Raw genomic sequence first — 25334 nt, 5'->3', positions numbered from 1 at the left:
TCTCGCTAGGCACTGACGCCACCGCCAAACGCCGGCAGCGGGCCGTCGGCAGTCGCGGCGCCGAGGACCGCGGCGTAGAAGGCACGGTGGTCCTCGGGCATGTGGAGCTGGTGCCGACCGTTGCCAACCCAGTCCCGTACCGCTGGGAAGGCCACTCCTTTCGTCTCGTCCACGTAGCCTTCGGTTACGATCCCGGCAACCTGATGATCCTCCGGGTTTTTCGGGACGAGCATTTCACACTCGCATTTGGCGAGAAATTCACCGAGAGCATCCCTGCGCTCCTCAGAGCCGATAAGGAATGCGTCCACAATGACGATCGGAGTCGAGGAGCCGGCTCTTTGGAGCGCGTCCTCGATGCCCGCGGCTCTTTCGATCTCCATCACGTCGCGGTCGGCGTCCTCATGCCTCTGGGCCTCTCGAAGCGCCTCACGAGCCTGATCAATGAGAGGGGTGCGGCTCTGGTCGATTCCACGGTAGGGCTTCCAGCCGTTCCGATCATCGCCATAGTAGCGGGCGCGTGCTGTCGGCTCACGCTCGCCGAAGTCGTTTGGATCTAGCTCGTCGACGGCCGCGACCATACGGACCAGGCTCACCGGGCGGGCCGTGCTCCGCTTCCTGGCCCGTCTCAGCTCGAAGAACCTCCCGCACCGGGAGTACGCCATGCCCGGATCAAACGGCGCCGGCGGCATGATCCTCTCCGGCGCCTGACCACCCGGGAAGCTCCGCGAGATCCGCTCGGCGAACAGCCACATCATCTCGATGTACCAGGAGGAGTTCTCCCGGTCCTCCTGGAGTGCGAGCAGGCCGGCTCTGGCGTACTCCCCCTCGCTCGCACTGTTGCCGATCTGATATGTGTCGCGTACCTCCTTGAGTACCTTTTCCTGTTCCAGCATGGGGAATACCAGGCTCCGCTCCGACCAGAGCACCGGCAACACGAACTTGGGGCTGCCGTCGTGACCGTTCTTCGCCCGGTTTACTTTTTTTATTCTCTCTTCGAACAGCCACCAGGCCCTGGATGCCGCCTCAGACTGGCTGTAGTTTCGCGCCAGGAGCGGGACGAACACGTGGCTGCGGCGCAGCTCGTCGAGGTGGTCGCGTCGCCATTCTCCCGCGGCCTCCAGAGCACTGGCATCGACCGAAGTCACCTTGCTGCCGGGGCGGCCGACGAACCCCAGGTACTTCGCGAGGTCGTCGGAAAATTCCTCGATCTGGTCCAGCGCCGCCCTCGACGAGTGATGCACGAGAATTTCCAGCGGGCCGGGAGTCTTGTGGGGGTCGAATTTCCTCTCCCACGCGGAGAACTCCTCGTCCAGGCGGGAGTTCAAGTCGAGAGTAACCCGGTCGAGACGGTTCCCTATGAGAGTGACGATGGATCGAAGGATATCCTGGTAAGTTGCCGACTTAGATTGCATCAAATACTGGAGGCCGCGTTCGGCGTATGTCCTCCTCGGCGTTTTTCCCGCGATCCCGTAGTCGATCGAGGAAATTTCCGGAGGTAGTTTGACGCAGTCCTGGGGTGACCAGAGGATCGGCTGTAGGAGGCCGTGCCGATCCGCGGTCCGTCCCATCCGTCGCTCGAAGTGTCGCCACTCCTTGGAACAGACGTCAGAGGTGAAGTAGTTGGGTGAGACGAGCGGGAGAAATACCTGGCAATGGTCCAGCTGATACTTAAGGTCATCCTGCCACCGGTCGATGCTGCCCAGACTGGTCGCGGAGAGAAAGACCTTCGCGTCCAGCTCGGCGAGTTCGATGCGACGCTCGAGATCCTCCTTGAACCGTTGCACGTTCCGGAGAGCATCGTCGTCCGAGCGGAAGCTGATGAAGATGTTCACGGTCATGTCAGTCGATCACCACGTCGGCGTGCCCTGGCTGATACGCCTCGTCACCGCGACGTTCGTCGGAGAGTTCCAGCCGACGGCGCGATCCGGACACCGGAAGCATCCCGCCCCAATCCCAGTCGAATTCCTGCCATCGGACGTTCGATCGCCGCCGGAACTCGATACCTCCGGGCGCCCGACGAATCCGGTACTCCGCCCTGTCCGGCTCCACTTCGATGAGCCGGCCACCGTCCTCGTCGGAGACGCTGAAGGCCAGCTCCACCGCGGCCGGGTCGCGTGGTACGAAGCGATCGCCCCTGGCGCCGTCGACCCACAGGTACACGGTCAGGCCAGTCGCCGGGATCCCATGGTCGGAATCCGCCCACGACGGGGGTGTCGCCGGCTCCGGGCCGGCTGGTGGCGTCGGACGGTGGAGCAGCTTTCGCCAGAGCGCCAGCCATGACCGACGGCTCAACCAGGCAAAGACACAGACCATGATCAGAACCAGCAGGGCGACGACACCAATGAGGGCCTTGCTCAGGGTCGAGAGTCGTTGTCCATCGGCTCGTTGAGCGGGCTCGCCTTGCCGGCTGGGCTGGACGGTCACGGCGCCCAGGTCACGCCACTTGAGGCGGGTGAATCGTTCGTCGGCGAGCTGGTCGACTTCGAGAAGACCACGTAGCGGCCCTGGCGGGGCGTCTTCGGCCACGTGCAGCGTGTACTGGATCCGAATCAGTCCGGGGCCAGCCGGCTGGGGGTCGCTGCCAACCGTGACCATCCGGGGGTCGACGTTGGCCGGTTGCAGGAAGATCTTGGGCGGGTTCGCCTGGTCGACTCCCGAGAGGGTGACCGTACCCGTGATGTCTCCGCCAGGCTGGACGGTCGCGGGAAGTGCGTCATCGAAGGTGGCCCAGAGGGCAGCTCCGAGTACGCCGCCCGCGATGCTGGTCACGAACGTGGTCTGGGCACAACTGGCCGGGTCCTTCCGGCCAGGACACAGGGGAACGCCCAGGCTGCTCCCACTCACTTCGGCGACGAACACCAACGGTTCCTGCGCTCCTGAAGGAACCGTCACCGCGCCGCCGTACACGCCGTCCCCCGGAGCGCCGGACCGCTCGACTCCTCCGGGACCGTCGTCGCCCAGCGGGACGAAGGGCGATTCCTTCTCGGAAAGGCTGACGTCGCCCTGCCCGGCCAGGCGGACCCGCACCATCACCTTGTCCATCAGGCCACGGTTTCCAAACGAGTCCCGCTGGCCGGCCAGCACCACCTTGACGGGCACCTCGGTACCCGGGGTGGGCGACAGCCCGTCGATGTCCAGGCTGGCTGAGACCGACCAGGAGGGCACGACCGTGATCGGCTGCTCGGAGGTGACCGTCCAGGCCCCTGGCGGCGGATTGGTGATCCGGAGGCTGACCACCGTCCCCGTCCCGGCCACGGTGACGCTCCTACGGAGGTAAGCGGACAGCCCACCGTTCTGGGCGCCGGCGTCCGGCGCGGGCCGCGTCCCACCGTTCCCGTCGGCGTCAGGCATCAGGAACCGCGGTTGCGAGGCGCTCGTGCCGCCCGCCTGCGGCAGAACCGTGATCGTCGCCTCCGCCGTACCTGCCGGAATGGTGACGGTCACGCGGGCGCCAGCTGGTCCACTCGCCCGGGCGCCCCAGTTGGTGCAACGAGCCGCCGCGAGCATCGTCAGCAGCCCGTCCGGCCCGGTCATGGTCAGGTGGCCGCTGTCCGCGAGCCAGGGGATCACCCGCCGCTCGGCGGGCGTGCTCCCGCAGTTGGGCGCGGCCGGGACCCGCGCGCCAGCCGGAGCGCCGTGGCCGACCAGCTTGTCAAGCGCGAAGACGGGTGAACCGGCAGGGTCGGAATACCGATGTGGACGCTTCCCGACCGCGATCGGCCAGAACTCGACGCCAGCTGGCCAGGAGATATCCGGCAAAATCGTGTCGACGATTTCGCCGGCCGCCTTGAGGTCGTCCGGGCTCGACTTGTCCGACTGATCGTTGTCGAGGTCGAGGAAGCCGTCCGTCAGCAGGTACACAATCCGCCGGCGCGGCTCGCCGGACTGGTCGGCGGTCGTGAGAGCCGAGGTCGCCGCCTTGAGCGCGGCCCGGTAGTCGGTGTTGTTGCCTTCGGCCGTGGTCCGTCGATGGATCTTGCCCAGGCAGCTCGAGAGTTTCTTCGTGTTCTCGATCGCCGCGAGCGCGCAGTGCGTGTCGGTCCCACTGTTCTGACCTCGCGGACTACCGAACCCGATGACGGCGAGGCGGTCATCCTCGCCGAGATCGGTCGCGGCGATGAGGCCGATCGCCTGCTTCTCCAAGGCCATCGCCTGGTCATCGAGCGAGCCGGACTCGTCCACCAGAACCACCTGGTCGACGGGTCGCTGATCGGGATCATGCTGCGGCCCGAGCGCCTTCGGTCCACCATTTGTGTCAACTGTTGGAATCTGCTCCGGCCTGTCGGGCGATGTAGTCGGCCGATTTGTCAGCCGCGCGCCGTCGCCGCCCGGATTCGTGGCCGCGGCTGCCGGGTCACCGGCGCCCGTCCCGGCGGCCAAGCCCAAGGCGAGGATGAGCGTGCAACTCGCCGCCCCGACGCGCATCAGGGCAGCGCTGCCCCCCGCCACGATTGGCATCAAACGCAATGGACACCCCCGTTACTACGCCCATTGCGGTCGAACACTACCGGATGTCACTTATCTGGTCACTCGTGCGACCCAGCATCTTGCGGACAGACTCCGAGCGAGTACCCAAAAGATCGATCAAGCCTCGGCCAGGTCGTCAGTCGACACTGAGGGAACACTGCCTACGCGATTGGCCGGCTATCAGCGACAAACGTCGCACCAACTCGACTGGCTGGTGGGGGCGTCCCGGTAGGCCAGCAGCGGGTCGCGCCAACGCCAACGAGGCGAATTAGCCAGCCGACCGGGATTTCATGGTCTTGCCGCCGTCCGGGACCGGCCGAGCAAGAACGGGCAGGAACGGCACGCCGGGCTGGGCCCACGCGGGCAGCGCAACTGCCGGTCAGGCCGGTGGTCGCGACGAGGTGGTCAGGCGATGTCCGCCGCGTCGACGATGGTGTAGGCGTAGCCCTGCTCGGCGAGGAAGCGCTGGCGGTGGGCGGCGTACTCCTGGTCGAGGGTGTCGCGGGAGACGACCGTGTAGAAATGCGCCGAACGGCCGTCGGCCTTGGGGCGTAGCACGCGGCCGAGGCGCTGCGCCTCCTCCTGGCGGGAGCCGAACGTGCCGCTGACCTGAATGGCGACACCTGCCTCCGGCAGGTCGATCGAGACGTTCGCGACCTTGGAGACGACCAGTGTGGTGATCTCCCCGGTCCGGAACGCCTCGAACAGTCGTTCCCGTTCCTTGTTACGGGTGCTGCCCTGGATCACAGGCGCGTCGAGGTTGCGCCCGAGCATCTCCAGCTGGTCCAGGTAGGCGCCGATGACGAGTACCCGGTCGTCGGAGTGCTTTCGGACGAGCCGTTCGACGACGCCGTGCTTGGACAGCGCGGTCGCGCACATCTTGTAACGCTCGTCGGGTTCGGCGACGGCGTAGGACATCCGCTCGTCCTCGGTGAGAGTCACCCGGACCTCGGTGCATTCGGCCGGCGCGATCCAGCCCTGCGCCTCGATCTCACGCCAGGGCGCGTCGTACCGCTTCGGGCCGATCAGGGAGAACACGTCACCCTCGCGGCCGTCCTCGCGCACGAGCGTCGCGGTCAGTCCGAGCCGGCGCCGCGACTGGATGTCGGCGGTCATCCGAAACACCGGGGCGGGCAGCAGGTGAACCTCGTCGTAGACGATGAGGCCCCAGTCTCGGGCGCCGAACAGGTCGAGGTGCAGGTACTCGCCGCCGCGGCGGGCGGTCATGACCTGGTAGGTGGCGATCGTGACCGGCCGGACCTCCTTGCGCTCCCCGGAGTACTCACCGATCTCGTCCTCGGTCAGCGACGTTCGCTTCAGCAGCTCGCTACGCCATTGCCGGCCGGCGACCGTGTTGGTGACGAGGATCAGGGTGGTGCTGCTCGCCCTGGCCATCGCCGCGGCGCCGACGATCGTCTTGCCTGCGCCGCTGGGCAGCACGATCACGCCCGAGCCGCCCTCCCAGAAGCCGGCGACGGCGCCCTTCTGGTAGTCACGCAGCTGCCAGCCTTCCTCGTGCAGCTCGATCGCGTGGGCCTCGCCGTCGACATAGCCAGCCAGGTCGTCGGCCGGCCAGCCGAGCTTGAGCAGCGCCTGCTTCAGCCGGCCCCGCTCGGACGGATGGACGATGACCGTGTCGTCGTCGACCTTCGCGCCGAGCATCGGCGCGATCCGCTTCGCCCGGGTGACCTCGACCAGCACCGCCCGGTCGATGGCCCGCAGCACCAGTCCGTGCACCGGGTCGTTCTCCAGGCGCAGCCGGCCGTAGCGGTCCATCGTGTCGGCCACGTCGACGAGCAGCGCGTGCGGCACGGCGTACCGGGAGTAGGTGACCAGCGCGTCGACGACCTGCTCGGCGTCGTGGCCGGCGGCGCGGGCGTTCCACAGCGCGAGCGGCGTGATCCGGTAGGTGTGGACGTGCTCGGGAGAGCGCTCCAGCTCGGCGAACGGCGCGATTCCCGCCCGCGCCTCGTTCGCGCGCGGGTGGTCGACCTCCAGCAGCAGCGTCTTGTCCGACTGGACGATGAGCGGCCCGTCAGCCACGGGTTCGCCGATCCAGCAGGGATCCCGGGGACCCCTCGTACCGGGATGGCCTGAAGAGCATGACTCGACGGTACCTGCCCTCGAAAAGGACACCGCACGGCCACCAACCGTAGCGGTGACGGGCAAGAGGTTGACCACGCACCGAGGAGCGCCCGAGTCCGCGGTAGAGCGGCGGTCATGCCCTAGCCTTACGACGTTCGACCGAAGACCGCGCGATCGTGGCGAAGCCACCCGCGGCCGGAGGCCGAGATCCAGACCGATCCAGTCCAATCCAGACCAGTGGACGCCAGCCGAACGGCTGCGTCCTTGACATCGGGAGCCCGCCATCGCTCGCCGAACCGCCCCACCGCCTCATACCTCCGCCGCGGCGAGCGGCGCCGTCGGCAGCGTGCCCGAGGTGGGACCGCGCCAGCCGTGCCCCTGCGGCTCGGGCCGCCGTTACAAGGCCTGCCACGGCGCCAGGACGCGCCCCGCGCCGGTGCTGCGGCCGTTCGCCGGCCGTGCCGACGAGCCGGACCTGGTAGCGCTGCGGGAGCTGGTACCCAGCGCCACCGCGCCGCTGGCGCTGCACCCCGACCATCTCGCCAAGCACCCCGAGCACGCCGACCGCAAGATCACCATCGGCACGATGCTGCCGCAGGCGGCGCCCGCGCTGGTCCGGGACACCGGTGAGATCCTGCTGGCCACCCAGACCCTGACACCCGGGCTCGACGCGTCGGCGGACATCGCTGGCGCGCTGCTGGCGGCGCTCGCCGCGGAGCCCGGCACGGTCGTCGCCGACGGTCCGGTCTCCGCGCTGGGCACGGTGGAGCGCCTGCCGCAGGGGCTCGCCGGCCTCCCCCGCCTCGTCGACCTGCTGGACCCGGCCCGGCTGGAGATCACCGTGCACCCCGGCTTCGGCTGGTGGCTGCCGCCGGCCGAGGACGACTCTCCCGGCCTGTCCGCCGAGGTGCAGTCCAGCCTCGAACGGGCGAACGCCACGGTCGTGCCCACCGCCCGGCTGAGCTCCGTCGAAGCCGCCTACTGGACCCATCCCGGTGACAAGGTCCACCTGCGCTGGGTGCTGCCGTTCCCTGCCGAGGAGGACGGCGCAGCCGGCCACGCCGGAGCGGGAGCCGAGGAGCAGCTGCTCGACGCGCTCGCCCGGCTCGCCGCCGCCGGCGCGTTGACCGTCGGCGAGGGGTCGCGTTTCGTCGGCTCGTTCCGAGCCGACGGGCTCGTCGTCCCGGTCTGGGACCTCGCGCCGGACGCCGACGCGGACAGCTGCGAGGAGCCGGCGGCGGCCCTGCGCTCCGCGCTCGACGACGTGCTGGCCGACCGCCGCCCGCTGACGAGTGAGGAGCGTCGCATCCGCGCCGGCGTCGTGGGCCGCACCCTGACGCTGCGTTAACACGCCCTGACCTGGCTGGTATCTGGCCCGGTTCAGGTTCTGGCCAGACCCGGGCCTGGCCAGAACCTGGTCGGGTGGGCGCGGGCATGATGGCGGCGGGACCGCAGACGAAGGCGAGACGAGGCAGCCCGCCGCCGCGACCGAGACGAGGCCACTCCTGATGCCGGACCGTGCCTGATGGCGGACTTCGACGTCGTCGTGATCGGGGCGGGGCCGGCCGGGGCCGCGGCCGCGCGGGTCGCCGCCACGGCGGGAGCCCGGGTCTGCCTGCTCGAACGGGCCGTGCTGCCGCGATACAAGACCTGCGGCGGCGGGCTGGTGGGGATGTCGCGCGACCAGATCGCCGCCGCCGGGCTCGACTGGGCCGAGCTCGCCCGGGCCCAGGTCGACGCGCTCACCATGACGCTCGACGGCCGGCTGAAGGTCACCCGGCGCCGGCGCGACGGCCAGTCGATCCTCGCGATGGTGATGCGCCCCGAGCTCGACGCCGCCCTGGTGGACGCGGCCAAGGCCGCCGGTGCCGAGGTTCGAACCGCGACGACCGTCACCGAGGTGCGCGACGCCGGCGCGGACGGGGTGGCGGTGGCGGTGCGCGGCGGGCCCGACCTGGTCGCCTCGGTCGTCGTCGGCGCGGACGGGACGTCCTCGCGGGCGGCCGGCTACGTCGGGGTGCGGTGTGACCAGGTGGACCTCGGCCTGGAAGGCGAGTTCCGGGTGCCGTCGTACCTCGCCGCCCAGTGGGAGCGGCGGATGCTCCTGGACTGGGGCCCCGTGCGCGGCTCGTATGGCTGGGTGTTCCCGAAAGGCGACGTCCTGACGGTCGGCGTGATCGGGTCGCGCGACGAGGGCCCGGCGCTGCGCGCCTACTACGAGAAGTTCGTCGCCTGGCTGGGCATCGCCGACCTGCCCCGTCAGCATGACTCCGGGCACCTCACCCGGGTGCGCGCCGACGACTCACCGGTGCGCCGCGGCCGGGTGCTGGTCGCCGGGGACGCCGCCGGCCTGCTCGACCCATGGACGCGGGAGGGCATCTCGTTCGCGCTGCGCTCCGGCCGGCTCGCGGGCGAGGCCGCGGCCGCGGCCGCGGGCGGCGACCCCGCCGCGCTGGACGCCTACCCGGCGCGGATCGAGGCCGTGTTCGGCTCCGAGCTCGCCGCGGGCCGGGTGCTGCTCGGGCTGTACAGCCGCCGTCCCGAGCTGATGCACACGATGATGTCGGCCGGCCCCGGCGCGTTCGGCCTGTTCACCCGGATCATCGACGGCCGCTCGACGATCGCCCGCCAGCTGCGCCGCCCCGCCGTCACGGCCACCGTCGCGGCCTTGTCTCGTTAGACCAGTGGCCTGTCGCGGTGGACCGGAGGTCAGGCGCCGCCCGACGCGCGCCGCGCCGGGCCATCAGGCCGGGTTGGGGCGGTCAGCCATCCTCGGCCGAGCGCAGCGCGGCGTGCAGCGAGGCCGGGGTCAGATAGCCGGCGAAGTCGCTGGGGCCGTCACCGTTGCCGTTGCCGGCCTCGTAGACGGGCAGCCGGGCGTCGTCCCGGGCGAGCAGCGCGGTCAGCGCCTCCGAGAGCATGGAACCGATGACGATCGAGGGCGTCGCGCTGCCGTCAGGCGAGCCGTCGGCGGCCGCGGCCGGTTCGAGGGCGTCGCGGCGCAGCGGGAGGACGTCCAGTCGGCGCAGGGTTCGTTCGGCGCCGGTGAAGTCGGCGACGAACGGGGTCGCCGGGTGGGCCAGGATGCGAGCGGGGGTGTCGATCTGCTCCAGGCGACCCCCGTCGGGGCCCGCGCGGAAGACCGCGACCCGGTCGGCGAGCCGGATCGCCTCGTCGATGTCGTGCGTGACGAAGACGATCGTCTTGCTGATCTCCCGGCGCAGCCGGGCGAACTCGTCCTGGAGGCGCGCGCGGGCGATCGGGTCGATGGCCGAGAACGGCTCGTCCATCAGCAGCACCGGCGGGTCGGCGGCGAGCGCCCTGGCGACCCCCACCCGCTGCTGCTGCCCGCCGGACAGCTCGTGCGGGTACCGGTCGCCGACGACCGCCGGGTCGAGCCCGACCAGTTCCAGCAGCTCGTCGGCCCGCGCCCGGGTCCTGGCCCGGTTCCAGCGCAGCAGCCGGGGCACGCAGCCCACGTTCGCCCGCACCGTCAGGTGCGGGAACAGGCCCACCTGCTGGATCACGTAGCCGAGCCGGCGACGCAGCTTCACCGGGTCGAGCGAACGCACATCCTCGCCGGCGAGCAGGATCCGCCCGGCGGTCGGCTCCACCAGCCGATTGATCATCTTCATGGTCGTGGTCTTGCCGCACCCGGACGGCCCGACCAGGCAGACCAGCTCGCCGTCGCCGATCTCGAAGGACAGATCGGCGACCGCGACCGTCCCGTCCGGGTAGGTCTTCTCGACCCCCTCCAGGACGATCATCGACTCGCTAGCCGGCATGAGGGCCGCCCTCGGCCGACGAGATCGACGAGGTCCACGAGATCGACGGGATTGACGGAATCGACGACGGAATCCGCGCCGCCGGCTCGACGCGGGTCGGGAGAACCGGCGGGGGCGACGTCGACGTTCCGCTCATTCCGGGCAGGATAGTGGGTATTGGCACCTCGTCGGTCGGATAGCGTGCGGGTATGGCCTCGGCGGGTGGGAGCTGCCTCACGCGCAACGAGTGGATCTGCGGCCGGTATCTGAGCACCCGGTCCGACGAGATCCTCGCGGCGCTGCGCGAGCACATCGACCTCACGGTCACCTCGGTCGCGCTCGGCGTGGCGGTGGCGATACCGCTCGTGCTCGTCGCGCGCCGCTGGCGGCCCGCGGTCGGCCTGATCGGCGGTGCCACCAGCATCCTGTACACGATCCCCTCGCTGGCCTTCTTCGCGCTGTTGCTGCCGCTGTCCGGGCTGTCCACGACGACGGTACGCACCGGCCTGGTGGTCTACACGCTCGTCATCCTCTTTCGCGGCTTCATCGCGGGACTTGACGGTGTGCCACCGGACGTCCTGGAATCCGCGCGCGGAATGGGCTACGGCCCGATCCGGATGCTGCTCACGGTCGAGCTGCCGTTGGCGCTGCCGGCGATCGTCACCGCGCTGCGGGTCGCGACCGTCTCGACCATCGCGCTGGTGACGGTCGGCGCGACGATCGGCCACGGCGGCCTCGGCAACCTGATCTACGACGGGCTGGGCAGCACGTTCAAGGCCGAGGTGTTCACCGCCTCGGTGCTGTGCCTGGCACTCGCCGTGATCACGGACCTGCTGCTCGCCGGCCTGGAACGACTCGTCACCCCGTGGCGGTGGCGCAGGCGCAGGCCCCGTCGGCCGGCCGGTCCGGCCGCCAGCCCCAGGACCGCCGCGGCCTCAGCCGAGGTGGCTTCGTGAGCACGGTCGCCGACGCCACCCGCTGGCTGACCGACGGCGCGAACTGGTCCGGCGGCGGCGGGATCCCGGCGCGCCTCGGCGAGCACCTGACACTCACCGGGGCGTCCGTCGGGATCGCCGCGGCCCTCGCGTTGCCCGCCGGGATCTGGCTGGGCCACCGTGGGCGGGGCGGGGCGCTCGCGGTCAACATCTCGGGCGCGCTGCGCGCCGTGCCGACGTTCGCCGTGCTGGTACTGCTGGCCATCGGCCCGCTCGGCATCGGCGACCGGACGACGATCGTCGCACTGGTCCTGTTCGCCATCGCCCCGCTGGTGGCGAACAGCTACGTCGGCGTGCGCGAGGTGGACGCCGGCGCGCGGGAGGCCGCCCGCGGCATGGGCATGTCCGGCTGGCAGGTACTCACCCGCGTCGAGCTGCCGCTCGCACTGCCCCTGATCATGCTGGGTGTCCGGCTGGCGGCGGTGCAGGTGGTGGCGACGGCGACGATCGCCGCGCTCATCGGCGGCGGCGGGCTGGGCCGGTTCGTCGTCGACGGCCTCGCCCAGCATGACCAGCCGAAGGTGCTTGGAGGCGCCGTCCTCGTCGCCGTGCTCGCCCTCGCCGTCGACGGACTGCTGCTCGGTCTCACCCGGCTGATCAGCCCAACCGGGGCCACCACCCGCCGAGGAGCCGGCCAGCGCGGACGCGGACGCGTCCGGTCGTCCGGCTCCCCCACCGGTCCGGTCATGAGCTTGGCCGCCGGCCCCGCCAGCCCCGCCGTCGGGCCGGCGGGATCGGCGAGACCGGCGGGACGGGCGGCGGGGCGGTCGGATCAGGTGGAGCACTCGGATCAGCTGTAAGCGGATCAGCTGTAAGGACGCCAGCGAACGGTCTCGTCGCCGGTACGCAGGCTGTTGAGGCGGACGCGGAACTGCGCCGCGGCGGTCGGGTTGCTGGCGAGGATCGGCAGCACGCTGGTGACCAGTTTCAGCTCGCGGACGGCCCGCAGCACCGGCCAGCCGTCCCACCGGGTGACGTCGGCGCCGTAGGCGGCGGCGAGCTGGGCGTGCCAGCTGGACGGGTAGCCGAACCGCGCCGTACCGACGGCCACCGGGACGAGGTCCCACTCGGCCGGGCCGATGCTCACCGAGTCGAAGTCACAGAGCACCACCTGCCCATCCGGCCGCCTGACGAGGTTGCCGAGATGGGCGTCACCGTGGATCACCGTGGTCGGCAGCTGGTAGCGCACGGTTCGCAGGCCGGCCGCGACCCTGCCGGCCAGCTCGTCGAGGAACTCCCGGTCGGCGGCCGGCAGCGCCTCCGCGTCGGACATCCGCCGCCGGACGTCGTCGAACGGGTCCCAGCGCGGCAGCGCCGGCATCGGCGGCGCCAGGGCGTGCAGGCGGCGAAGCGCGCCGCCGAGTTCGCCGGCCGTGGGCGCTGGCGGGGTGCCCGGTCCCGCGTCGACCCAGGCCGTCGCCAGCGCACCGGCCGCGGCCACCGGCGCGGGCACGCCCGGCAGCAGCCGGACCGCGGGCACGCCCTCGTCCTCCAACCACCGGGCGACCTGGATCACCTTCGGTATCCGATGGGTCATCGCGGCCGAGGTGGCGATGCGCACCACGGCGCCGGCCCGCGGCAACCGGTAGACGGAGTTGACGGTGAGTTTGAGCGCGACCGCGCCGGTCGCGTCCAGGCCGGTCATGGCGCAGATCGCGAGAAGAGCCTGGTGGGAGGCCTCGGCGGTGAACCGCCCGCCGGCGCCCGGTGACTCTGTCCTTGGTAGCTCTGTCTCTGGTGACGCCGTCCCTGGTGAATCTGTCCTTGGTAACTCTGGCGCCGGTAAGCCTGTCCCCGGTAAGTCCGGTTCCCGATCGGGAGCGGGCTGGTCGCCTCGCTCGTCGCCCGGTCCCGGTCCACCGTCCCGCGTTCCCCCCCGTGACCCGCCCGTCAGCCGTTCACGTCCGGGAGTGTCCGGCCTGGTGTGCCTGGCCCATCGGCCACCGAGGCCAGGGCGGCCGCCGTGGCCACGCCTGGCAGGCCGTCGCGCGGCCCCTGCTCGGACGCCGAGCGCTGCCACTCGCGGACCAGGGCCGCCAGGTCCCGCACCTCCGGCACCTCGCTGTGCGCGCGGGTCGCCGCCAGCACCTGGTCGGCGCGGCCGGACACCGAGGCGACGGTGCGGCCCCAGGAGATCTGGATCGCCTCGCTCGCCAGCGAGCACGCCCGCTCGAGCTCGAGGCGCCCCGCCCTGGCCAGCGCGAGCGACAGGTCGAGGCGGATCACCGAGCGGAAGCCCGGGGCGTCCATCCCGTCCAGCTTCGGCATCGCCAGCTCGGCGTGCTCCTCGGCGGCTCGCGGCCGCCCGAGCAGGCACAGCGCCGTCGTGGCGTTGTACGCGACCTCCACCGGGTTGAACTCGTCGAAGCTCGGGCCGGGCCGTCCCCACCGGTCCGGCGGGATCTCGTCGGCGAGGTCGTAGGCGTGGTCCAGCGCGCGGGCGGCGCCCTGGACGTCACCGAGGCCCGCGAGCGCCCTCGCCTCCTGGCAGACCAGCCGGGCTCGCACGGGCCCGCCGGCGACGTGGCGCTGCCCATCCCTCGCCAGCCGCAGGGCCTCGTCCGGCCGGCCGTCGTAGAACTCGGCGACCGCACCGACCTCGCGGGCCGAACCGCACAGCTGCCCGTCTCCGGCGGCGAGCCCGGCGGCGTATCCCTGGGTGGTGAGCACTCGGGCAGCGGTGACGTTGCCCTGCTTGAAGGCGGCGTCCGCGCGCAGCACCGCGACCCGGCCCGCCAGCACCCGCAGCCGCTTCCACTGGCCGTCGGCCATCCGGCGCCGGGCCAGCCGCTCCAGGCCGCGGTGCAGCCGCGCGGTCTGAGCGAGGACGTGGGTCGGCGGGATCACCTCATGCGCGCCAAGAGCCTGGCCTAGCAGGTGCTCGGCCCGTTCGAGCGCCAGTTGGACGGGGCTGGCGGCAAGCATGCCGGACACCTCCAGGATCTGGCCTTCGAGAAGCAAGGCGCCCATGACCGCGCCGGCGGCCAACCGATGGAACTGACGGCGGTCGGAGGCTCCCTTGTCCGCATCGTCCTCGTCACGGGGCGTCGCGACGGCGCCCGGCGTGGTCCGAGGTGTGGTCTCCTCCCGCACCGTCTCCGGGTGGGCGTCGGCCGCGGTGCTGGCCGACGGCGCCGGCCACGGCGCGCTCTCGGCCGGCTGGGATCGCGGGCCACCTATCAGGCCTGGGTAGTCCTGCGGATGGTCGTCGGGCGACCGCCGGGCGACCGGGATGAGGCTCTGCCCGACGGGACCCGCTGGCGCGGGACGGCGGTCCGCGCCGCCGAGGCCGGATCCGGCGGCCGCAGCGGGCACGATGGCACCGTCGTGCCGGTCGCGCGTGCCGTACCCGTCGTACCCGGCGCGATCGTCGTGCCCGTCGCGTACGTCGCCGCCGGCACCGGTGTCACCCGGCGCCGGCGGCGTGGCCGCGTCGGCGTCGTCGTTCCCCGGGTCCTGGGGCAGTCCACCCGTGGCTTGCGGCATCGGGTGTCCCTCCTGTGAATGGCCGAATCGCCGGTCAGACCGGACGCATGGACTAAGATTGGGCTAATTTTGGGACCTTCGACCCTGGCGGAAAGACTAGATCTCTCTTTCCGTCGCGCACCCTTGTTCCCGAGAGGGCCCACGGTCGGACCACTCCCGGCGTGGCCCGATCAGCCCGACCGCCCCGCGGTGGCATCCAGGCCGGGTCGAGCGGCGCGGGCCTCATCGCCCTACCGACGCGCGCCCTTGCCTACGGACAGTCAGGGACACTCTCGGGGGTCGCCGTCGCAGCACCCTCTTCGCGGAGATCGTACGGGCGCCCCGCAGCCAGCCTTCCGACCTGTCGACGCCAGACTTGTCCGGTATGGTCCCGACTTGGGACCACACAACGCCCCTTGTGCTCAAGGGGATCCCGTTAGCGACCCGTTGACGTCCCTCACCGATCCCTGATTACCGAAAGTCATTGGATCGGTCTCTCAGCGGTGGTTGTAGGGCGGCCCTAGCCGTTTGGGTGCGCCGAGCGGGCGGCGGGCATCTCGGCCGCCCACTCCCGCCGCTGTCGCCCGCGCCGGCTACCTCAGTGAACTGATCGCCGAACGGGTCGCCGCCGGCCTGCCCCGGCCGCCAGCTGAGCTGGGTGGCCGGCATCACGTCTGCGGCGGCCGCCTGGCGGCTGACGAGCGCCGTCTGACCGAATGGTCTCGGTAGCCTCGGGAGCATGTCTGCTCGTGGGGGCGCGGTGAGCTCCGGCCAGGAGCCTCGAGCCGCGGACCCACTGATCGCGCCCCGCCAGTTCGCGGATCTCGCGGAGCCGGCGGCCGAGCCGGCGCTCGCCCGCGCCACCGGGTTCGCGGACCGGGCGGCGCTGGCCGCCCAGTTGGAGGCGCTGGCCTTCCGCGGCTGGCCGGCGCTGCGTGCGCAGCCGCTCGACGGCTGGGTGCTGCGGGACTCCGCCGGCGCCACCCGCCGCGGCAACTCGGTCTGGACGTGCGGCGAGGTCGCCGACGTCGCGATGGCCATCGGCGAGGCCGAGCGGTTCTACGCGCGCGCCGGCCGCCCGTCGACCTTCCAGCTCACGCCCGTGTCGCGCCCCGTCGGACTCGGCCTCGCGCTGGACGCGGCCGGCTACGACGGCGACAGCGGCCCGACCGACGTGTGCGTCGCGGACCTGGCCGCCCTCGTCACGAGCGCCGCGGGCATCACCCAGGGCACGGCAGTCCGGACCCGGCAGGATGACGCGCCAGACCAGACCTGGCTGGACGTCGGCGCCGCGGGCGGGATGTCGATGTTCGGCCCTTACCGGTCCGCCAGCGTCGCGATCCTGTCCAAGGTCGCGCTGCCCGTCGTCTACGTCACGGCGACGCTCGACGGCAGACCGGTCGGGGTGGGCCGAGGCGTCCTCGACGGAGAGTGGCTCGGCGTCTACAGCATGGCGACGCTGCCGGCCGCGCGCGGCCGGGGCGCGGCCACCGCGGTGCTCGCGGCGCTCGCGCGGTGGTCGGCGGGGCTCGGCGCGCGGCGCGCCTACCTGCAGGTGGAGGAGCACAGCGTCGCGGCGCGCCGGCTCTACGCCGCCCTCGGCTTCCTCCCGGTCTACCGCTACACCTACCGTCGGCGCCCGGCCGCGCCGGCGACGCCCGCGCAGGCGACGTCCACGTGACCGGCGCGAAGCGCGACGCGACCACCACCGAGGACCCGATGGCACGACTGCTCGCACCGGGGCCGACCCGGGTGATGGGCGTCGTGAACGTCACGCCCGACTCGTTCTCCGACGGCGGCACCTACGCCGACCCGACCGAGGCGGTGCGCGCCGGGCTGCGGATGGTCGCGGACGGCGCCGACCTGGTCGACGTGGGCGGGGAGTCGACCCGCCCGGGCGCGGCCCGCGTCGACACCGCCGAGGAGTGCCGCCGGGTGCTGCCGGTGATCGCCGCGCTGGCCGCCGCCGGCGCCGCGGTGAGCGTCGACACCACCAGGGCGGCCGTCGCCGAGGCGGCGCTGGCCGCCGGCGCGGTGCTCGTCAACGACGTGTCCGCCGCCGCCGAGCCCGACCTGCTCGCGCTCGTCGCCGAACGCGAGGCGTACTACGTGCTCATGCACGCCCGAGGGGCGAGCGTCGACATGGCCAAGCGGGCGCACTACGGCGACGTGGTCGCCGACGTGGCCGCCGAGCTGGCCGAACGCCTCGCGACCGTGCTCGACGCGGGCGTACGCCGGGAACGGGTGATCATCGACCCGGGCATCGGGTTCGCCAAGCGATTCGAGCACAACTGGGCGTTGCTGGCCCACCTCGACGCGGTCACGGCGCTGGGCCGGCCGCTGCTGGTCGGCACGTCGCGCAAGTCCTTTCTCGGTGCCGTGCTCGCGACGCCCGACGGCGCGGCGCGCCCGGTGGAGCAACGCGAGGACGCCACCCAGGCGACCACCGCGCTGCTGGCCTACCAGGGCGTGTGGGGCGTGCGGGTGCACAGCGTCCGGCCGGCGGTGGACGCGGTCCGGGTCGTCGGCGCCTGGCGGGCGGCGGAGCGCGCCGGTTCGCCCGGCGCATGACCACTGGGCGCCGGCCGTACCGGGGCCCGCTGCCGGGCCTGCCTAGCCGGTCGGCGGGGACGGAAGCGTGGTAGGCATGGGGAAGAAGGCGGGATGGTGGTGCGACGGTGGTGACGGCGCGGGTGGATCAGGCGGGCCCGGAACGGGCTGACGGGCAACGGCTCGCGCGGGCGCTGCCCGCCGACCGGATCGCGCTGACCGGGTTGCGGGTACGGGGCCGGCACGGCGTCCTCGCGGCCGAGCGCGAGCTCGGGCAGGAGTTCGTCGTCGACGTGACGCTCTGGCTCGACACGGCGCCCGCCGCGGCCGCCGACGACGTGACGCTCACCGTGCACTACGGCGAGCTGGCCGAGGCGCTGGCCCGCGTCGTCGCCGGTGAGCCCGTCGACCTGCTCGAGACCCTCGCCGCCCGGCTCGCCGACGTCTGCCTCGCCGACCCTCGGGTCGCGCGCGCCGAGGTGACCGTCCACAAGCCGGCGGCGCCCATCCCCATCCCGTTCGGCGACGTCGCCGTCACCATCGTCCGGGACCGCGCGTGACCGGCACCGGGCCGGGCCGGACGGACGGAGAGCCCGACGCACCCGCGGCCAGCGGCCCCGCGGTCCCGGCGGTCCTGGCGCTCGGCTCGAACCTGGGCGACCGGGAGGCGACGCTGCGTGCCGCGGTCGCCCTGCTGGACAAACGGCTCGGCGCACTTGCCGTCTCACCGGTCTACGAGACCGTGCCGGTCGGCGGGCCACCGCAGGACGACTACCTCAACGCGGTGCTGCTCACCAGGCCGGCGTCCGCGCGGGAACTGCTCGAGGCGGCGCGGGAGGCCGAGCAGGCGGCCGAGCGAGTCAGGTCCGTGCGCTGGGGGCCGCGCACCCTGGACGTCGACGTGATCGCCTGCGGTCCGATGGTCAGCGACGACCCGGAGATCCTCGTGCCGCATCCGCGGGCCCACCTGCGCGCGTTCGTCTGCGTGCCCTGGCTGGACGTCGCCCCCGACGCGGCGATCCCCGGCCACGGCCTGGTCGCCGACCTGGTCACGGGTCTCGTCGCGGCCGGAGAGACCGCGGGCCTGCGCCGCACGGCCGTGGATCTCGGCGAGGGCCTCACGCTCGGATGAGGCGCGCGCATGGTTTCCGCGCCGGCCGCCGCGGCGGCGCGGCGCACCTTCGGGGACGGCGCGGATGAGGCCGACGCGGGCACGCGACCTCGCCGGCGCCGCCGTGGTCGCCGGCGTGCTGGTCTACCTGCTGCTGGTCTGGACCTACCGGTCGCTGCCGCAGCTGCCACGCACCGGACCGCTGTCGGTGTTCGTCGTCGCCCTGCTGGAGGTGCAGACCGCGAGCATCACCCGCCGCAGGCTCGCCGGCCGGCCCGGGACCAAGCCCATCATGCCGATCACCGTGGCCCGGCTCGCCGCCCTCGCCAAGGCCAGCTCCCTCACCGCCGCGGTCATGGCCGGCGGATGGGCGGCGCTCCTCGGCTACACCGCGTCCAGGACCGACGAGTTCGGTACCGCCGGCGCGGACCTGGTCACCGCCGGCCTGGGTCTTGGCTCCGCGGTCAGCCTGATCGCCGCGGCCCTCCTCCTCGAACGCGTCTGCCGGGTCCGCCGCTAGTCACCGCGCACCCCCCCGTCCGGGCCAGAACTCGGCCTCTTACGCTAAGCACTGACCGTGACTGACACGGCCCTGCTCGCCGCGTGCCGTCGAGGCCCGCGCGCGCGTACGTGCCACCGCTGCCAGGTCGCCGCTTCAGGTAGCCGCCGTCACCCGGGCAGGCGGTGCGCGTGGACGGGGGAGGTTCCCGCCGTGGTCATCAAGGTCGAGGGAGCTCGGGGCGACCGCTCGGACGACTGGTCGGGCGACGGCTGGTCCGACGAGAGCTGGTCCGACGGCGGCTGGGCCTACGACGGCTGGGCCGCCGGCCACCCACAGCCGAACGGTCACGCGCAGCCGAATGGTCACGCGCCGCCGAACGGCCACGGGCCGCCGGACGTCGGCCACCATGCCGACGGTCGACCCGAGGAACCGTGGGAGGAGCCGCCGCGTTCGCGGTCCTCACCCGCGGCGCCGGATGCCGCGGACGGCCAGCGTCGCACCGCCGACCGCAACCCGCCCGGCGACGGAGCCACCGGCGGGTTCGACCGGCCGCTCTACGCGCCGTCCCGGAACGGCCGGGCGGCCCGCCACGCCCGGCCCACGCCCGTCGACCACCAGGACCAGCAGGACCACACCGAGCTCATCAACCGGATCTCACTTCCCGGCGGCGGGCGCGTCTACCAGCCCCAGCACGATGAGATCCGGGTCACCGCCGAAGGCACGGACCGGTCCGACCACCGGCGCCAGTCCAACCGGGAAGCTCGCCGCGACCGGTCCGGCCGCTCCGGCCCAACGGACGGGTCCACCCGGGATGACTCCGGCCGGGCCGGCGGGTCCGGCCGGACCGGCGGGTCCGGCCGGACCGGCGGGACCGGCGGGACCGGACGAACCAGCGCGGCCAGCCGCACCGGAGCCACCCCCGCCGACCGGGGCGGCGGGGCGGACCGCGCCGGCCGCGCGGGCGGCGCTGGTCGTCCCGAACGGACCGGCCGAGCCGGGTCGGACGGGACCGCGCGGGCCAGCGGGACGGGCGATTCCGGCAGGGCGGGACGGGCCGGAGCGGCGGGCGGAACCAGAGGCTCGGGCCGCCACGGCAGGGCCGACCGCGGTGGGCGAGCCGCCCGAGGCGGCGGCGGGTCCAGCCCGGACACCGGGCTGGACGAGGTCAGCGCCACCAACCTCAACCTGTCGATCCGCGGCGACCTCGCTCCCGAGGGCGCGGCCCGCCCCAGGCGCGCGGCGTCGAACCCGTCGTCGTCCGGCGCGGACGAGGCCACCGGTTGGCAGCCCGGCACGGGGGACACGCCGACCCGCCGGCCCCGACGCCCACCGCCCGAGCATCGGCCGATCGCCAGGACCGTGAAGACGCTGGTGATGGTCGGCGTCGCGTCCGTCGGCGTGTCCCTGGGCCGCGAGCTCGCGCTGCCGGGCGACGCGAGCCTGCAGAACCGGATCTCCGACTGGGCCAGGGACCACCACTTCGGTTTCATCGTCGAGGCGGGATTTTGACCCGCACCCGCGACCCCCGCGACGGCCGAGGAAGGCCGGCGAGGGGTTCCGGCGAGCGCGGCCCATGAGCCCGACGCCGCCGCGCGCCGACGGGCCGACGGAGATGCTGGGCTACCGTCGGAGGGTGTCATCGGGGGTCAGCCAGGGCGACAGCCAGGGCAACGAGGAGCCGGCCACGCTCGCGGCGTGGCTGCGCGCTCGCTCCGACGACGAGCTGACCAGGCTGTTCGAGCTGCGGCCCGACCTGGCCACGCCGCCGCCACCCGACTTCGACATCCTCGCCGCGCGGCTGGAGATCCGGGTCAGCGTGCTGCGCGCGCTCGACGCCCTGGACGCGTTCACCCTGGAGGTCGGTGCCGTCCTCACGCTGCTGCCCGCTCCGGTCTCGGTCCAGCGGCTGGCCGAGCAGTGCGGCGGCCTCGACGTCGGGCCGTCGGTCGCGGCGCTTCGTGCCCGCGCCCTGCTCTGGGGCCCCGCGGACGCGCTGCGCCTGGTCGCCACGGCGGGCGACGTGCTTGGTGACCGGCCCCTGGGGCTCGGCCGATCCGCGCGCGACTGCCTCGCCGCCTATCGCCCCCCGCAGCTCGCCCGGCTCGCCACCGCCCTCGGCGTGTCCCCGGCGTCGGCCCGCGCGGGCAACGGCCGGGACGGCGGCGCGGGCCGGTCGTCGGAGTCCCGTGAGCCGCTCGTCGCCGCGATCAGCACCCGGCTCGCCGATGCCGACCTGGTGCGCCAGCTCGCCGCCGAATGCTCGCCGGCCGCCGTCCGGATCCTGGACCGGCTGGCGGACGGGCCGGCGCGCGGCGCCACCGCCGACGCGGGGCGCCTGCTCACGGTCTCCGCCGCGCGCACCCCCGTCGAGGAGCTGCTCGCCCGTGGCCTGCTCGTGGGTGTCGACGCCGAAGAGGTGGAGATGCCCCGCGAGGTGGGGCTGGCCCTGCGCGGCGACCCGCCCACTGGGACGTTGCACCCACGTCCGCCCACCCTGACCGGGCGCGCCGTCGACCCGGCCTCCGTCGACCCGGCGGCGGCGCTGGCCGCCGACACGTTGGTCCGCCACATCGCGACCCTGCTGGACGCGTGGGGAACCGCGCCGGTCGTCCCGCTGCGCACTGGCGGGCTCAGCGTGCGCGACCTGCGAGCCGTCGCCAGGCTGCTGGATGTGTCCGAGCCGGACGCCGCCTTCGTCGTCGAGCTCGCGTCGGCCGCCGGGCTGGTCGACGCCACCGCCGGCGTCGACGTGCGGATCATGCCGACGACCGCCTTCGACCGGTGGAGCGTCGACCTGCCGGCGCACCGGTGGGCGGCGCTGGTCGACGGCTGGGTCAGGTCGGCGGCGGTCGCCTCGCTGGTGGGGGAACGGGACGAACGCGGCCGGCAGATCTCGGCGCTGTCGGTCGACGTGCGCCGGGGCGCCGCCGTCACGACCCGCCTGGAGGTGCTGGTGGCGCTGGCGGCCGCGCCGGCCGGCGTGGCGCCGGCCCCCGAGTCCGGTGCGCGCCTTGCTGGCGTGGCGCGCGCCGCGGCGCGGCGGCCAGCTGCTGGACCGAATGGTCGACGCGACGATCCGGGAGGCGGAGCTGCTCGGCCTGACCGGCCGCGGCGTGCCGGCCACGACCGGCCGCCTGCTGGCCGAGCTGCTCACTCCCGCGGGACCGCCGGCACCGGGCGGCGGCGCGGCCGGCTCGGTCGCGTCGGGCGGCGCGGGCCCGTCGGGGTCGCTCGTCGACACCCTCGCGGACGCGCTGGCGCCGCTGCTGCCCGAACCGATCGAGGAGCTGCTGCTCCAGGCCGACCTGACCGCCGTCGCGCCCGGCCCGCTGGTGCCCCAGGTCGCGGCGGAGCTGGCCCAGCTGGCCGACATCGAGTCGGCCGGCGCGGCGACCGTCTACCGGTTCTCGGAGGCGTCGCTGCGCCGCGCGTTCGACGCCGGCCGCTCACCGGCCGAGATCCACGACCTGCTCACCCGGCTCAGCCGCAGCGGCGTGCCGCAGGCGCTCGCCTACCTGGTCGACGACACCGCGCGCCGGCACGGCCGGCTGCGTTCCGGCCCGGCCGAGTCCTACCTGCGTTGCGACGACCCGGTGCTGCTCTCCGAGGTGCTGGCGTCCCGACGCACCCAGGCGCTCGGGCTGCGCCGGATCGCCCCCACCGTCGTGATCTCCCGGATGCAGGTCTCCGACCTGCTGGACGGGTTGCGCGCCGCCGGCTTCGCCCCGGCGGCCGAGGGTCCGGACGGCCGGGTCGTGGTCAGCCGGCCGGAGGCGCACCGGACGCCGGCCAGGGCCCGGTCCGCCTCGGCCGATCCGGCCGCGGTGCGCCGCGGCCAGCTGCGCGACGCCGTGCGGCTCGTGCGCCGCGGCGACGAGACAGCGCGGGCGCTGCGGCAGGTCGGCACGGGCGGCGCCGGCGCGCGGGGGGCCGGGGGCGGCGAGGTGGACGGCCTGGTCCGGACCGCGCCGATGATCCTCGTCAGGCTCCAGGCCGCGGTCCGCGACCGGCGCCGGGTGGTGCTCGGCTACGTCGACCAGCAGGGCACGGCGAGCGACCGGATCGTGCGGCCGACGGCGCTCGACGGTGGCTGGCTGACCGCCTGGGACGAGAACAACGGCGCCCCTCGCCGCTTCGTCCTGCATCGCGTCACCGCCGTCGCCGACGTACCCGATCCCTTCGCCCTCCCCGACGCCATGGGCTAGTCGGCTAGCCGGGGTAGCGGTCCGACAGGGCGTACCGCAGCAGGACGACGTCGTCGATCCTGACGACCTCGGCGAGGCGGGTCGGGTTGGCCGAGTTCCAGGGGTAGGCGCCGTCGTGAACGAAGCGCGGGGCACGCGGGTCGCCGACGAAGAACGGCGCGATCGCGAGCTGCAGCTCGTCGGCGAGGCCGGCCGCCAGGAACTGGCTGTGGATGGCGCCGCCGCCCTCCACCATCAGCCGTCCGACGCCCCTGGACGCCAGATCGGCGAGCATCCTGCCCAGGTCGGCCGGCTCGCCGACGTCGACGGTCTCGGCGACGGTGCCGACGCGGTCCCGCGTCTTCTCCAGCGCGGACGTCGCCGCGTAGACGACCTTGGGGGCGTCGCCGGTCGTGAAGAAAAGGGCCTCGGCGTCCAGGTCGCCGCGGCCGGTGAGGGTCGCCTTGAGTGGGTTCGCGGGCTGGCCACGCCGGACCCGGGTGTCACGGCGAGCCTGGGAGCGGACGAGCAACCTCGGGTTGTCCGCCCGGATGGTGCCCGCGCCGACCAGGATCGCGTCACACCCGGCCCGCACCTCGTCCACCCGGTCGAAGTCGGCCTCGTTGGACAGCCGCAGCCGGTGCTCGCTCGCGTCGTCGATGTACCCGTCGATCGACGCGGCGCAGCTCAACAGCACATACGGCTGGCCAGCCGGCCGCGCGTTCCCCATGTCCGCACGCTACGCGGCCGGCAGGCCCCGTCGACCGACCGAACGCGCCGATGGGCTGACGGCTGACGGCTGACGGCTGACGGGTCAGGAGAACAGGCGGTCGTCGTACCGGGACTGGGAGATGGGGTAGCCGGCGTCGTCGAGGTCCGGCGGGGCGAAGCGCTCGGCGACGGCGGCGGCGAGCTCCTGGTAGGCGCGGCGCGTCTCCCGCTTGAGCTCGTGCAGGTCGATCCGCCCACCGGTGGCCAGGTGCGGGTCCCACGGCACCCGCACCACCCGGCGGGTGCGCGCGGCGAAGTGCTGCTCCAGCGAGTCGACGTCCACACCATCGCCGTTCTGCGGGAACATCGAGATCACCGCCACCGCGTCGCGGACCCGGTCCGCGTAGCCATGAGCGTCCAGCCAGTCCAGGGTGGCGCTGGCGGACGTCCCGCCGTCGGCGCTGGAGCTCGTCACGATCACCAGCGTGTCGGCGAGCGCCAGTACGCCGCCCATGGCGCTGTGAAGCATGCCGGTGCCGCAGTCGGTCAGCAGGATCGAGTAGTAGCGCTGCAGCAGCTCGTCGACGGCCCGGTAGTCGGAGTCCGCGAACGCCTCCGAGATCTCCGGGTCGTCCGCCGACGCCAGCACGTCGAGCCGAGAGTCCGACCGGGCCATGTACTGGCGGACGTCGACGTAGCGGAACAACCCGGGAGCGCGCTCCAACAGGTCGCGGACGGTGTACGGCGAGGGCCGCTGCACCTTCGTCCCCAGGGTGCCGCGGTCCGGGTTGGCATCGATCGCCACGACCCGGTCGTCGCGCAGGTCGGCGAGCGTGGAGCCCAGCCCGATCGTGGTCGTCGTCTTGCCGACGCCGCCCTTCAGGGACATCACGGCGATCCGGTGACAGTCGACCAGCTGCGTCCGGATGTGTCCGAGCAGCCGGTTGTGCCGGGCCTCGTCGGGCGACGGCCCGGGGTTCACCGCGCCGCCGGACATCTGGTAGACGACCTTGCGCCAGCCTCGGGCCGCCGTCTCCTGGGCGGGCCCCAGCAGGGCATCGCTGTAGAGCGCCGCCCCCGGGTGCCCGGTCCCGTGCCGGCCGTTCGTCCGGCCGGACGGGTCGGCATCGGCGAGACCGCCCGCCTGATCGGAGCCGTCCGGCGTGTTCCGCCGTCGGGGCGGCGTGTACAGCGCCCCGATGTCGTCCCTGGTCTCCCGGCCTTCCCGTGCGTCGCGGGCATCCCGGACCGGACGGCCGTCGCGGCCGTCCCGGCCATCCGGCGGCGCCAGGCCGGGGCGGCGCGGCGGTGCGGCGTCGAACTGGTCCCACGGCTCGCGTTGGCCGGACTGAACCCGGCCGGCGCCTGGTGGCTGAGGGCGCCCGGCCGGTCGGCCTGCCGCCGGATAACCAGCCGGCTCGTGACCCGCGGGCGGCGGGCCCGACGGTGGCCGGCGCGTCCCGCCCTCGACGCCAGGGGGCGGCATCGCGGGCGGTCGCG

The 25334-nt window shown here is 73.3% G+C and carries 18 protein-coding genes and 1 pseudogene; 11 read left to right on the top strand and 8 right to left on the bottom strand.

Annotation, left to right across the window (positions count from 1 at the left end):
• Positions 1–5: 5 nt before the first annotated feature.
• From FRCN3DRAFT_RS0206875 to FRCN3DRAFT_RS0206865, 3 genes are all read right to left on the bottom strand, one after another.
• Positions 6–1838, bottom strand: a complete 1833-nt coding sequence (locus FRCN3DRAFT_RS0206875; RefSeq protein ID WP_007516598.1) for a TIR domain-containing protein — start codon at positions 1836–1838, stop codon at positions 6–8.
• 1 nt (position 1839) lies between these two features.
• The gene (locus FRCN3DRAFT_RS0206870; RefSeq protein WP_007516599.1) at positions 1840–4182 is read right to left on the bottom strand and encodes a vWA domain-containing protein; all 2343 of its coding nucleotides are present in this window, start codon (positions 4180–4182) and stop codon (positions 1840–1842) included.
• 690 nt (positions 4183–4872) lie between these two features.
• Positions 4873–6510 (bottom strand): DNA repair helicase XPB, encoded by a 1638-nt coding sequence (locus FRCN3DRAFT_RS0206865; RefSeq protein WP_007516601.1) that lies wholly within the window; start codon positions 6508–6510, stop codon positions 4873–4875.
• Between the two features lie 388 nt (positions 6511–6898).
• On the opposite strand from FRCN3DRAFT_RS0206865, the gene FRCN3DRAFT_RS0206860 reads away from it, so the two are divergent.
• Together FRCN3DRAFT_RS0206860 and FRCN3DRAFT_RS0206855 are read left to right on the top strand one after the other, a co-directional pair.
• Positions 6899–7900, top strand: a complete 1002-nt coding sequence (locus tag FRCN3DRAFT_RS0206860) for a DUF5926 family protein (RefSeq protein ID WP_241832273.1) — start codon at positions 6899–6901, stop codon at positions 7898–7900.
• A gap of 177 nt (positions 7901–8077) precedes the next feature.
• The gene (locus FRCN3DRAFT_RS0206855; RefSeq protein WP_007516604.1) at positions 8078–9232 is read left to right on the top strand and encodes a geranylgeranyl reductase family protein; all 1155 of its coding nucleotides are present in this window, start codon (positions 8078–8080) and stop codon (positions 9230–9232) included.
• A gap of 82 nt (positions 9233–9314) precedes the next feature.
• Here the strand turns inward: FRCN3DRAFT_RS0206855 and FRCN3DRAFT_RS57050 are convergent, their stop codons facing one another.
• Entirely contained in the window at positions 9315–10337 is a 1023-nt protein-coding gene (locus FRCN3DRAFT_RS57050) for an ABC transporter ATP-binding protein (RefSeq protein WP_007516606.1), read from the bottom strand.
• Positions 10338–10525: 188 nt separating this feature from the next.
• Between FRCN3DRAFT_RS57050 and FRCN3DRAFT_RS0206845 the strand changes: the two genes are divergently transcribed.
• Together FRCN3DRAFT_RS0206845 and FRCN3DRAFT_RS0206840 are read left to right on the top strand one after the other, a co-directional pair.
• Positions 10526–11272, top strand: coding sequence for an ABC transporter permease (locus FRCN3DRAFT_RS0206845; RefSeq protein ID WP_007516607.1), 747 nt, complete (start codon positions 10526–10528; stop codon positions 11270–11272).
• Positions 11269–12111, top strand: coding sequence for an ABC transporter permease (locus FRCN3DRAFT_RS0206840; RefSeq protein ID WP_007516609.1), 843 nt, complete (start codon positions 11269–11271; stop codon positions 12109–12111). Before FRCN3DRAFT_RS0206845 ends, FRCN3DRAFT_RS0206840 begins: the two co-directional genes overlap by 4 nt.
• Positions 12112–12116: 5 nt before the next feature.
• Here FRCN3DRAFT_RS0206840 and FRCN3DRAFT_RS0206835 read toward each other — a convergent pair whose 3' ends face one another.
• Together FRCN3DRAFT_RS0206835 and FRCN3DRAFT_RS51115 are read right to left on the bottom strand one after the other, a co-directional pair.
• Positions 12117–12956 carry a phosphotransferase family protein gene (locus FRCN3DRAFT_RS0206835; RefSeq protein ID WP_007516610.1) on the bottom strand — a complete coding sequence of 280 codons (840 nt, stop codon included), beginning with the start codon at positions 12954–12956 and terminating at the stop codon, positions 12117–12119.
• 245 nt (positions 12957–13201) lie between these two features.
• On the bottom strand, positions 13202–14797 hold the full coding sequence (locus tag FRCN3DRAFT_RS51115) for an NsdA family TPR-like regulatory protein (protein ID WP_007516611.1): 1596 nt from the start codon (positions 14795–14797) through the stop codon (positions 13202–13204).
• 718 nt (positions 14798–15515) lie between these two features.
• Between FRCN3DRAFT_RS51115 and FRCN3DRAFT_RS0206825 the strand changes: the two genes are divergently transcribed.
• From FRCN3DRAFT_RS0206825 to FRCN3DRAFT_RS57590, 7 genes and pseudogenes are all read left to right on the top strand, one after another.
• Positions 15516–16457, top strand: a complete 942-nt coding sequence (locus tag FRCN3DRAFT_RS0206825) for a GNAT family N-acetyltransferase (protein WP_035924426.1) — start codon at positions 15516–15518, stop codon at positions 16455–16457.
• Complete coding sequence (gene folP, locus FRCN3DRAFT_RS0206820; protein WP_007516614.1) at positions 16454–17347, top strand: dihydropteroate synthase; 894 nt, start codon at positions 16454–16456, stop codon at positions 17345–17347. Before FRCN3DRAFT_RS0206825 ends, folP begins: the two co-directional genes overlap by 4 nt.
• Positions 17348–17454: 107 nt before the next feature.
• Positions 17455–17886: a dihydroneopterin aldolase gene (folB, locus tag FRCN3DRAFT_RS0206815; RefSeq protein WP_007516615.1), complete on the top strand. Its 432-nt coding sequence runs from the start codon at positions 17455–17457 to the stop codon at positions 17884–17886.
• Positions 17883–18458, top strand: a complete 576-nt coding sequence (gene folK, locus FRCN3DRAFT_RS0206810; RefSeq protein ID WP_007516617.1) for a 2-amino-4-hydroxy-6-hydroxymethyldihydropteridine diphosphokinase — start codon at positions 17883–17885, stop codon at positions 18456–18458. The genes folB and folK overlap by 4 nt, the downstream gene beginning before the upstream one ends.
• A 64-nt stretch (positions 18459–18522) precedes the next feature.
• Positions 18523–18957: a DUF3180 domain-containing protein gene (locus FRCN3DRAFT_RS0206805; RefSeq protein ID WP_007516619.1), complete on the top strand. Its 435-nt coding sequence runs from the start codon at positions 18523–18525 to the stop codon at positions 18955–18957.
• A 192-nt stretch (positions 18958–19149) separates the two neighbouring features.
• Positions 19150–20448: a hypothetical protein gene (locus FRCN3DRAFT_RS52770; protein ID WP_007516621.1), complete on the top strand. Its 1299-nt coding sequence runs from the start codon at positions 19150–19152 to the stop codon at positions 20446–20448.
• Between the two features lie 103 nt (positions 20449–20551).
• A pseudogene (locus FRCN3DRAFT_RS57590) lies at positions 20552–23144 on the top strand (helicase-associated domain-containing protein).
• Positions 23145–23148: 4 nt separating this feature from the next.
• Here the strand turns inward: FRCN3DRAFT_RS57590 and FRCN3DRAFT_RS0206790 are convergent.
• A complete protein-coding gene (locus tag FRCN3DRAFT_RS0206790; RefSeq protein WP_007516627.1) occupies positions 23149–23853 on the bottom strand; it encodes a RibD family protein in 705 nt (234 codons plus the stop codon).
• A gap of 84 nt (positions 23854–23937) precedes the next feature.
• Positions 23938–25334: MinD/ParA family ATP-binding protein (locus tag FRCN3DRAFT_RS51105; RefSeq protein WP_157845304.1), on the bottom strand; the 1397-nt coding region annotated here is incomplete at its 5' end.

Origin of the sequence: Pseudofrankia saprophytica (assembly GCF_000235425.2) — a bacterium.
In the GTDB taxonomy this organism is placed as follows: domain Bacteria; phylum Actinomycetota; class Actinomycetes; order Frankiales; family Frankiaceae; genus Pseudofrankia; species Pseudofrankia saprophytica.
This window is presented reverse-complemented; position numbering and strand designations above follow the sequence as displayed.

Coding starts and splice junctions, on each gene's coding strand:
- FRCN3DRAFT_RS0206855 (WP_007516604.1), top strand. CDS start 8,078: ATGGCGGACTTCGACGTCGTCGTGATCGGGGCGGGGCCGGCCGGGGCC.
- FRCN3DRAFT_RS0206805 (WP_007516619.1), top strand. CDS start 18,523: ATGAGGCCGACGCGGGCACGCGACCTCGCCGGCGCCGCCGTGGTCGCC.
- FRCN3DRAFT_RS0206845 (WP_007516607.1), top strand. CDS start 10,526: ATGGCCTCGGCGGGTGGGAGCTGCCTCACGCGCAACGAGTGGATCTGC.
- FRCN3DRAFT_RS57050 (WP_007516606.1), bottom strand. CDS start 10,337: ATGCCGGCTAGCGAGTCGATGATCGTCCTGGAGGGGGTCGAGAAGACC.
- FRCN3DRAFT_RS0206875 (WP_007516598.1), bottom strand. CDS start 1,838: ATGACCGTGAACATCTTCATCAGCTTCCGCTCGGACGACGATGCTCTC.
- FRCN3DRAFT_RS0206825 (WP_035924426.1), top strand. CDS start 15,516: ATGTCTGCTCGTGGGGGCGCGGTGAGCTCCGGCCAGGAGCCTCGAGCC.
- FRCN3DRAFT_RS51115 (WP_007516611.1), bottom strand. CDS start 14,797: ATGCCGCAAGCCACGGGTGGACTGCCCCAGGACCCGGGGAACGACGAC.
- FRCN3DRAFT_RS0206790 (WP_007516627.1), bottom strand. CDS start 23,853: ATGGGGAACGCGCGGCCGGCTGGCCAGCCGTATGTGCTGTTGAGCTGC.
- FRCN3DRAFT_RS0206835 (WP_007516610.1), bottom strand. CDS start 12,956: ATGACCGGCCTGGACGCGACCGGCGCGGTCGCGCTCAAACTCACCGTC.